We start from the raw sequence: 2,992 nt of genomic DNA on the forward strand, positions 1-2,992 counted from the left end.
CCTGCGGGTAGATGTGGCCGTGATCGAGATCTACACGGTGGATATTGGCCGCCCGTTGGAAGAAGCGGGCGGGTCTGTTCGCGGGGTGAACGCTCAGCCGGATTTGGCCTCGTTCCGAGAAGCGGGTGTCCGTCGGATCGGCGTGGACATTGTCGGCGCCCTGTTCCCGAACTCGCAGGCCAGTCGAATCCCGGTGGTCGCCGTCACCGGGACGAACGGGAAGACCACCACCACCCGGTTGACCGCTCACTTGCTCGGGCAATTGTGGGACCCGGTCGGGATGTGCTGCACCGAATGTGTCGAGATCGGCGGCCGACGAGTCTGGTCGGGCGATTGCAGCGGGCCGCGCAGCGCGCGTGTCATCCTTCAGCGGCCGGAACCGCAGGCGGCCGTCTTGGAGACGGCCCGAGGCGGCATTCTCCGGGGCGGGCTGGCATACGACCAGTGCGATGTATCCATCGTGACTAACATCGGGCTGGGCGACCATCTGGGCGATTCTTGGGAAGTCGAGACGCCGGAGGAATTGGCGGAGGTCAAATCCACCATCGTCTGGGTTACCGCCCCGTCCGGGGCCGCGGTGCTGAACGCCGCCGATCCGCTGGTGGTCGGGATGCGTAAGTATTGCAAAGGGGCAATCGTTTTCTTCGGGCGGGATGAGAATAACCCGGTGATCCAAGAGCATCGGGCGGCCGGCGGACGGACGGTGTTCGACCGGGGCGGTGAGATCATCCTGGCCAACGGGCAAGCCGAAACAATTTTAATCCGTCTCGACGCCGTGCCGCTGACCCACGGCGGGCGCGTTTCTTTTCACGTCGAGAACGCCCTTGCCGCAACGGCCGCCGCTTGGTTCTTGGGGGTGCCGCTCGACCAGCTTCGCAACGGGCTGGCCACCTTCCGGCCGAGTTTGGATCAAACCCCGGCCCGCTTTAACTTGCTGGACGTGAATGGCATCACAGTTGCACTGGATTACGGTCATAACGTGTCGGCCCTCAAACGGTTGTTTGAGGCGCTTGGCCAGTTTCCTCATGCCCGACGGACGGCCGTCTATTCGGCGGCCGGCGACCGGCGGGACCAAGACATTATCGACCAGGGAGAACTGCTCGGCGGGTTCTTCGACCGGGTGGTTTTGTATGAGGACACTTACCTCCGGGGGCGGCCGGCGGGGGAAATCTCCCGGCTGTTCCGGGAGGGCATCGCCCGTGGCGGGCGGACAAGCGAAGTGACGACGATCAACGGCGGGATGGCTGCCATCGCGGCCGCCCTGGACGTTTGCCAGCCGGGCGAGTTGTTGCTCGTCCAGCCGGACCGGATCGACGACGGGGTTGTGTTTCTGAAACAATTTCTCTCTACTGGTGGGCAGGAAATTACCATGAGTCAGGCGTTGCGTGAAGGACCGAACATAAACCCTAAGCCGGCGTTCGCCGCGCGGCCCGCGGCGGACGCCATCCGCGTCGGCGAGTCGAGCCTGGGCCGGGCGGTGTATGCCACCCAAGCCTTGAAGGCCGGGGCGCTGGTGGCCGCCGGCTGGGGCGAGGTGACCGCCGTTCGGACCATGCACACGATGCAGATCGCCGAGGATCTGCACGTCGAGCCGCCGGAGCCGATCCGGCTGTTCAATCACTCGTGCGACCCGAATTGCGGGGTCTTGGTTCAGACCGGGGTCGAGCAATTGGAAGTCCACACGCTGCGGGACATTTTCCCCGGCGAGGAGTTGACGCTCGACTACGAAACATTTGAAAAGGAATTTGCCTTCTTAGTGGGTCAGTGCCAGTGCCAGACGACTGCTTGTCGCGGCCGGCTCCTCGGGTACGAATCCCTGCCGGCCGAAGTGCGGGCTCGTTACGGGAAATATGTGGCCGAATATCTGCGGGAGGCAGACACGCAGATCTTGGCCACGTCAGGGGCCAAGATCTGACAATGCCGACTTCAGATGAAGTCAGCATGTTGGGCCGGTGGAGTGATGAATCGCTTTGCCGGTTCTCCGCCGTGGCGGCATACCGTCGGGATTACTAAACCACTTCTGCCCGGCCCAAATTGAATGGGCCATCATTTGCGTCGCCATTTAGGCTCCGTCAGTCTCGGAAGAGACACCGATGGAGCCTGTTTTCGTAGTCGCCTTGCCATCGGGGTTTGCGCCCCAGGATGACATTCATGGAACTCGGCCCGATCCGCGTGTTGCTCGGACCGAATCGCTGGTCGCAACGGCCGGTCGTTGCGGGAGAATTGACCAGCCTCCCGGAAACGGCGTCCGCCGTTTTAGACGCGGCCCGTGACTTCCAACACATGATCGACTTCCACGGTTCCGTGGCCATCGCCGCGCCTTCCGGACGGCCGGGCGTGTTTCACATCGTCCTTGATTTCGACGAACCATCGCTCGGGGAAGGATGTCTCCGGGCCGGCTTCGACCGGACGGCCGCCGCCCAAGCCGGGCAGCCATTCGACGCCGACCAACAGGCAACCAAGCTCCGTGCGCTCGCCTTTCAAACCCGGCTCGGACCAAGCACACGGTCCATCGCCGAGGCTGCCCGTCGCCGGGGCATCCCGATCCGTCGGTTGACGGCCGGGAGTCTGCTGCAACTCGGTTGGGGAGAAAAGCTCAAGCGAATCTGGACGGCCGAGACGGACGACACCCCAATCGTGGCCGAGGCCATTGCCCAAGACAAGCAATTGACGCGAACCGTGTTGACCGGCGTTGGCGTGCCAGTCCCACAAGGTCGGGTTGTCATCGACGCCGACGACGCTTGGGCTGCGGCCGAGGAACTTGGCGTGCCAGTGGTGGTGAAACCCCGGAACGGAAACCAAGGCCGAGGCGTGTTCACCTGCCTGACGACCCGCGAGCAAATCACCGCCGCATATTCGGAAGCCGCGCGAGAAGGCCAGGGCGTGCTGGTCGAGACCCACGCTCCGGGCCAGGACCATCGGTTGCTGGTCATCGGCGGGCGGCTGGTGGCGGCCGCCATCCGGGAGCCGGCCCAAGTGGTCGGCGACGGCC

Annotated in this window: 2 protein-coding genes; both read left to right on the plus strand. The window is 64.1% G+C overall.

The window, feature by feature from the left end; all coding sequences use genetic code 11:
• Positions 1-1,915, plus strand: a 1,915-nt coding sequence (locus tag BGIM_RS59620) for a Mur ligase family protein (protein ID WP_193789096.1), incomplete at its 5' end; no start/stop codon positions are given.
• A 236-nt stretch (positions 1,916-2,151) separates the two neighbouring features.
• The coding region (locus BGIM_RS56345) for an ATP-binding protein (RefSeq protein ID WP_020476369.1) at positions 2,152-2,992 on the plus strand (841 nt) is incomplete at its 3' end.

This window comes from Zavarzinella formosa DSM 19928, from assembly GCF_000255705.1.
Taxonomy (GTDB): domain Bacteria; phylum Planctomycetota; class Planctomycetia; order Gemmatales; family Gemmataceae; genus Zavarzinella; species Zavarzinella formosa.